This window comes from uncultured Psychromonas sp., from assembly GCF_947489755.1.
In the GTDB taxonomy this organism is placed as follows: domain Bacteria; phylum Pseudomonadota; class Gammaproteobacteria; order Enterobacterales; family Psychromonadaceae; genus Psychromonas.
The window spans coordinates 24,826-31,368 of record NZ_CANLFB010000041.1; the positions used below are offsets into that span (position 1 = coordinate 24,826).

The following is a 6,543-nucleotide window of genomic DNA, read 5'->3' on the forward strand; positions in this document are numbered from 1 at the left end:
GAGGTGGAATTCTAGCGAGTCCCCCCACAGGGGAAATCAAATTTCAATGTAGAATAACTATCAAAGAATGATGTCTTTAATCATTCTGACGATAGAAGATTAACGACGTTAACCTCTCGAAAGCTCAATTTCATGCCAAAAGGCTAAGCAAAATTTGGTTTGTTGATAGTACATCTTGAAATATCATGGGTACTTAAGAAGTAATGCAAACGATGTTAAACCTCAGAATTAAAGGTAGTTTCAGTTTTATCACTATGTTTATTGAGGACTTGTTGCATCAATGATTCCATTTCAGTAAAACTTCTTGTTAAACTTTTTTCCATCACAGGTTCTAACTGTGAAAGAATTTGAGGAATATCCTGAATCGTACTTTTCTTAGCATGATGCTCTAGTTCACGTAACAATTTACTTGCTTGTGCAAAGCCTAGCATATCGCAAGCACCTGCAAGTTTATGGGCTTCATCCTCTACTTCATAATGATCATCACTTGCGAGGCTTTGCTTTAATGCAGGCCAATGTTTCTGGTGGGTATTACAAAAACTGCGCATTAGTTTAGCTAATTTAGCAGGCCCTAACACCTGTAAGTGAGTATCGACCATGGATTGATCTAATAGCGGCACATCACCTACCGTATTAATCTGTGTGATAGCGGTCGATGGCCGTGGTTGTTTTGGATCTAAGGCCCTTGCTATCGCCTCTATTAATAATTGGTGTTTCACTGGTTTAGCAACAACTTCTTGCAGCCCTGCATTAAAGTAATCTTGAATATCGTCAGGAAGCACGCTAGCCGTTAAGGCTATTATTGGGGTTTTATAATTGTATGACTCTGTATTTTGACGAATTCTATGACTAATATCTAATCCACTCAAACCCGGTAAATGCATATCCATCAAAATAATATCGAAGTGTTCATTACTCGCGATATCAAGTGCGTAATGACCATTATCGGCTAATTTTACTTGATGTTGCTCTAGCAACCCTAGAACAACCTGCTGATTAATTTCAACATCTTCAACTAATAGAATCTTCAATTCTGGTAAAACAGGTAATTTTATTTCGGTTTTATATTCATCTGCTTTGGCTGTTTTCAATTTTACTTCTACCCAGAAGGTGCTGCCTTGCCCTAAGATACTTTTAACGCCGATTTCTCCGCCCATTTCTTGGCTTAATTGACGACAAATCGACAACCCAAGCCCAGTACCACCAAAACGTCGAGTGATAGACTCATCGGCTTGAGTGAAGCGATCAAATATTCTTTCCTGTAAGGCAGGTTCGATACCAATACCACTATCTTGAACTGAAAAACATAGACGCTGCTGCTTACCAACTTGCTCAAGATGAGTAACGCAAAGTAAGACCTCACCGTTGTCAGTGAATTTAATCGCATTCGCTAATAAATTAGTTAGGATTTGACGTAAGCTACCTGCCGCATCGTAAAAAAACTCACCCGCAATGTCTGCATCGAGCTTGAGTTTTAAATTTTTCTCATCGGCTTTAGGTTGCATTAAACTAATAAGACTATTTAATAATTCATCGAGAGAGAAAAAAGATTCAGAAGAAACAAATCCCCCCTCTTCTAACTGAGCATATTGTAAAACATGCTCAAATGTTTCAAGTAACGCTTCGGTTGAGTCATATAAGACTTTCACTCGATGCGATTGCAATTCGTTGAGTTCATTACCTTGTAACAATTGAATCATTCCTAACATACCATTCATTGGTGTGCGGATTTCATGGCTCATCGTCGCCAAAAACTTTGATTTAGAACTATTTGCTTCTTCAGCCACTTCTTTAGCTTGCTGCAAGCTCATCGTTCGGCGTTCGACCATTTGTTGAAGTTTATCGCGATTATAACGTAAAGCTTGTTTCTCTTGCTCTCGACCGTGGATATCATGCCGAATTGCCAAACGCATTTCGTTGAGTGCATTGGCTAATTGATTTAATTCGTCGGGGATGCGAGGTTGGCGGCGTTTTAATGTTAAAGCGGCATCGAGTTCACCATCACCAATAGCCTTACTGTAACTCGCCATGCTTTCAAGGTGTTGTGTAATGAGCTGTTGCAGAATGAAGGTAATGGCAAGCATGATCAATACCACCAACAATGTCTGGTTTAATAAAATATTAAAACCAGTGCGCCATAGCCTGGCATTAACAGCAGATAAATCAGTAGCAATGATAAGTGTTCCAAGTTGACGCTCGCCAATACCGTCTATTTTGTAGTCTGGACTTCCAATTCGTTTATTAGGAATGCCCAGTACAAAGCTCGTTTTCATTACCTTTTTATCACCATCAACAACTTGTTCAGGCAAACGGATAAGAGTATTACGGGAATGATCTTTTAGTTCAAGATAAGCAATGTCAGGTAATGCGTTAATACCTTTAAGTTGAAGTTCAAGTTGGGTTTGATCAAAGTCCCACATACTGCGTGCTAGGCTATGAATATAACTAGTACGTATCAACTGGATTTGCTGATCGATATTACGCATTTCACGTTTATAATCTAACGTAATTTGCAACATAGTAGACAACATAATAAACACAAAACTGCATAATGTGATGTACACAATCATGCGGTAACTTAACGGATGATCTTTAGGATAACGAATGAGGCGTCGCCAGCCGAATAGATTAGGTAAATTCAAGGTATATCGGCCTCGGTCATTGAGTTGAGATAAATATTACTATATTCAGTCAGTAACTGTTCTATTTCGCCATTTTCATGTAGCTTTTTTAAACGTTTATTAATATAAGGTAGATATAAACTCAGTCCGCTGTGTGGGCTTAAGGCCATGTAATAGTAATTAGTTTCAAGCTTAATTGAAGCGGCTACCACTTGCTTACTGTATCCCAACTTTTGAGTTTGTAAGTTACCGCTGACAAGACCTAATGGCATAAAATCAATTCGACGATGGGCTAATTTGTCAAAATTTTGCTTTCCTTCAGAAACATATTCTATTTGATTATGCTCATGAATAAATTTATCTAAACTATCACCGAAACTATCACCGAATAACAAACCTGCTGTTTTTCCTTTTAAATCATGAAGTGAATGATAATTTTCACTTTTACTCGGATTAACGAAAATACCGATAGGATCATTGATGATATATTGTTGGCTGAAAGCAAAATCTGATTCACGGCTGTCTATTCGATAAGCGGCAACAACAATATCTGCATGTCCGGTTTTAACTTCCCATAAGCATCGCTTCCAATTCCCTACTGTATCAAGCCTGACTTGATAACCTAGTTCAGAGAATATTAATTTAACAACAGCAGGGGCAATACCAATAACTTGTTGATCCTGTACCCAAGAAACAGGTGGATAATAAGGATGACCACAGGCTATTAATTCTTTTGCACTAAGGTTAGATGACTGAAATGACATCGTGATACCAATCAAAATAGTCAAAAAAAAGGTTAATGTAAAAAACCTCATATCACATCAATAAGCTTAGGAGTAAACAAGTAACCAGCACCATGCACGGTTAGTATTAAACGCGGTTCTGCGGGATCATCACCTAACTTGCGACGTAATCGACCAATTAACACATCAACCGTTCGGTCTGTTGGAACCCACTCTCGGTTACGCATATGGTCCAGAATTTGGTCTCGACTCATAATTTTTCCAACATGATCCATTAAACATTTTAATAATTGAAACTCACCTTCAGTTAGCTGCACTGTCACTTGTTGTTCATCGATAAGTTGACGTCTAACTGGGTTTAATTTCCAGAGGTCAAAACCTTTTAAAATATAATCATCAGCACTTTCAGGTTTTATCTGTTGGCATAGTTTGACTCGGCGAATAAGATTCTTTGCTCGCGCTAATATTTCACGAGGATTAAAAGGCTTAGTCACGTATTCATCCGCACCACATTCAAGCCCAATAAGGCGATCCACCTCATCTTGACTACCGGTCACTAAGATAATACCAATTTCATTATTAACGCGTAATTCTCTAGTGAGTGTTAAGCCATCTTTACCAGGCATTTTAATATCAAGTAAAACAAGTTCTACATTACCAAAAGTTAATAGTTCTTCAGCCTCTTCTGCAGTACTAGCACATAACACTTCATAGCCTTCATTTTCAAAATAACTACTCAAAACTTGACGCGTTAATTCGTCATCATCAACGACTAAAATCTTAGCATTAATTGCCATTATTAAATGTCCTCTCGTTTTATTCAGGGCAAATTACAATTATATAAGGTTGCAAAAATAGCAAAATTGAAATTAACAATGAGAAGACATTAAACTACTAAACATCTATTCAGCTTGTTCCTATCGCTATTCCATTTTGTTGCTTATTGGTTTTATTCAAAAGATTAAAAAATAATTAAAAATAAAGAATTTACTGTCTGTTAGCTCGAATTTTAGATAAAAATAACAAAGCAGTAATGAAAAACGTTAGCGAGTATGACAATCCTATAATAACTTTAAGCTAACGAACTAAATTACAATGTGTGAAACGCATTATTCATCGCTTCAAACTTCTTACAATAAGATACTTACGTAATTAAACATCTATGGTATCTAGTCACGTTAACAGAAACTTAGCATTAAAAAACCAAAAAATTAGTGGAAAAATGCTCTGTAACAGCATGTTTACAATTTATTACAAGTTATTCATCGTAGGTTTACATATTCGCGATAATGTTTCTGAACTTAAGGATAAATCAGGAATAAATACAATCATTTTTTAGATATGTATCAGTGTTAAAGATAATAAATATTTTAAAACCTCTTTTATTATCCTACTGTAAAAATATAAGTAATAACACACGATTAAATTGAATCATGTGTTGTCTGTTACTATTTAATTCCACGTTCAGAGAGAAAATTTATGATCAGTGTTTTTGATATGTTTAGCATAGGGATTGGCCCGTCTAGCTCCCATACCGTAGGCCCAATGCGAGCAGCATTTCGTTTTAGTAAATTACTCGAACAACACGCTATTTTAACAAGTGTAACTCATGTACAAACCGAGTTATTTGGATCATTGGGACAAACGGGTATTGGCCATGGTAGCGGTAAAGCGGTTATGTTAGGTTTAGCGGGATTTGAGCCGGAAACCATAGACCCAGAGATTATTGATGACTTTCTCTTACAAGTTGAAACGAATCAATCTTTACCACTACTTGGGATCCACGAAAGTCGCTTTCCAAAGCAAAATGCTATTATTTTTCATCGCCGTAAAACACTGGTAGCTCACGCTAATGCAATGGAACTAACAGCCTATAAAGATAATGAGGTTCTGCTTAGTAAAATTTATTATTCTATTGGTGGCGGTTTTATTGTTGATGAAAAAGAAATGGAATCCACCTCTCTGTTTCAAAAAGATAATGCTAAATATCCATTTTCAAGCGGAGCTGAATTACTGCGATTATGTAAAGAAAATGGGTTTAGCATTTCAAAATTAATGATGGAAAATGAAAAACAAGTCATGCCTGAAAAACAAGTACAAGAACAATTAGCTAATATTTGGCATGCAATGCAACGAAGTATTGAGCGAGGTTGTCGTCGTGAAGGTATTTTGCCAGGCGGTTTAAAATTACGCCGTAGAGCGCCTTCTCTACACAGGCATTTAAATGCAGATAAAAATAATTCAGCTGATCCATTAAAGGTCATGGACTGGGTTAATTTATTTGCCATGGCTGTTAATGAAGAGAATGCGGCAGGCGGACAAGTGGTAACCGCACCAACAAACGGCGCAGCAGGCATTATTCCGGCGGTATTAAGTTATTACGATAAATTTATTGAGCCCGTTAGTGATGAAATAGCCGTACGTTATTTATTAACAGCAGCTGCGATTGGCATTCTTTATAAGACAAATGCCTCCATCTCCGGTGCAGAAGTAGGTTGCCAAGGAGAGGTCGGTGTAGCCTGTTCGATGGCAGCGGCTGCATTGACGGATATAATGGGAGGTACAGTTGACCATGTTGAAAATGCGGCGGAGATTGGTATGGAGCACAATTTAGGGCTTACCTGTGATCCTGTCGGAGGCTTAGTGCAAGTCCCTTGCATCGAAAGAAATGCAATGGGTGCAGTCAAAGCAATTAATGCCTCAAGATTAGCACTTCGAGGCGATGGAAATCAGAAAGTATCCCTCGATAAAGTAATTAAAACCATGTGGGAAACAGGTAATGATATGAAGAGTAAATACAAGGAAACTGCACGCGGTGGTTTAGCAGTAAATATCGTAGAATGTTAGTGTAAAGGTACTAGCCAGCGATGATGGATCACTGGTTAGGTGTTAATACTTCACGTCACAATAAAATAATAGGCTATTAGAGCTGACTTTAATGATCTTTTTTCTTGTTATTTTGAATCATGATTAATTGTGCTTGAAGTTCTTTCATACAATTATCACAAGGTGGATGTTCCTCTGCAAACTCTAGCAAAGGAGGTAAAGTAATACTAATTGCCCTAATTGCAATTTGTTCTTGCTCCTCATCACCATTATGTTTACGGCAAGATCATTATAAATTGAACTTTTTAATAAAGTAGCGATCAGATCATTTTATACTGATAATCATAAGCTTT

Annotated in this window: 4 protein-coding genes; 1 reads left to right on the top strand and 3 read right to left on the bottom strand. The window is 37.2% G+C overall.

The window, feature by feature from the left end; all coding sequences use genetic code 11:
• Positions 1–215: 215 nt before the first annotated feature.
• The 3 genes from Q0794_RS16610 to Q0794_RS16620 are packed head-to-tail and all read right to left on the bottom strand — an operon-like array spanning position 216 to position 4,161.
• The gene (locus Q0794_RS16610) at positions 216–2,642 is read right to left on the bottom strand and encodes an ATP-binding protein (protein ID WP_298943766.1); all 2,427 of its coding nucleotides are present in this window, start codon (positions 2,640–2,642) and stop codon (positions 216–218) included.
• Positions 2,639–3,385, bottom strand: a complete 747-nt coding sequence (locus tag Q0794_RS16615; RefSeq protein ID WP_298943769.1) for a transporter substrate-binding domain-containing protein — start codon at positions 3,383–3,385, stop codon at positions 2,639–2,641. The genes Q0794_RS16610 and Q0794_RS16615 overlap by 4 nt, the downstream gene beginning before the upstream one ends.
• A gap of 47 nt (positions 3,386–3,432) precedes the next feature.
• Positions 3,433–4,161, bottom strand: coding sequence for a response regulator transcription factor (locus tag Q0794_RS16620; protein ID WP_298943771.1), 729 nt, complete (start codon positions 4,159–4,161; stop codon positions 3,433–3,435).
• 682 nt (positions 4,162–4,843) lie between these two features.
• Here Q0794_RS16620 and Q0794_RS16625 point away from each other — a divergent pair.
• Complete coding sequence (locus Q0794_RS16625) at positions 4,844–6,211, top strand: L-serine ammonia-lyase (protein WP_298943772.1); 1,368 nt, start codon at positions 4,844–4,846, stop codon at positions 6,209–6,211.
• Positions 6,212–6,543 lie beyond the last annotated feature (332 nt).

Bases quoted from the DNA above. Each gene is read 5' to 3' on its own strand.
- Q0794_RS16625 (WP_298943772.1), top strand. From the start codon at position 4,844: ATGATCAGTGTTTTTGATATGTTTAGCATAGGGATTGGCCCGTCTAGC.
- Q0794_RS16615 (WP_298943769.1), bottom strand. From the start codon at position 3,385: ATGTCATTTCAGTCATCTAACCTTAGTGCAAAAGAATTAATAGCCTGT.
- Q0794_RS16620 (WP_298943771.1), bottom strand. From the start codon at position 4,161: ATGGCAATTAATGCTAAGATTTTAGTCGTTGATGATGACGAATTAACG.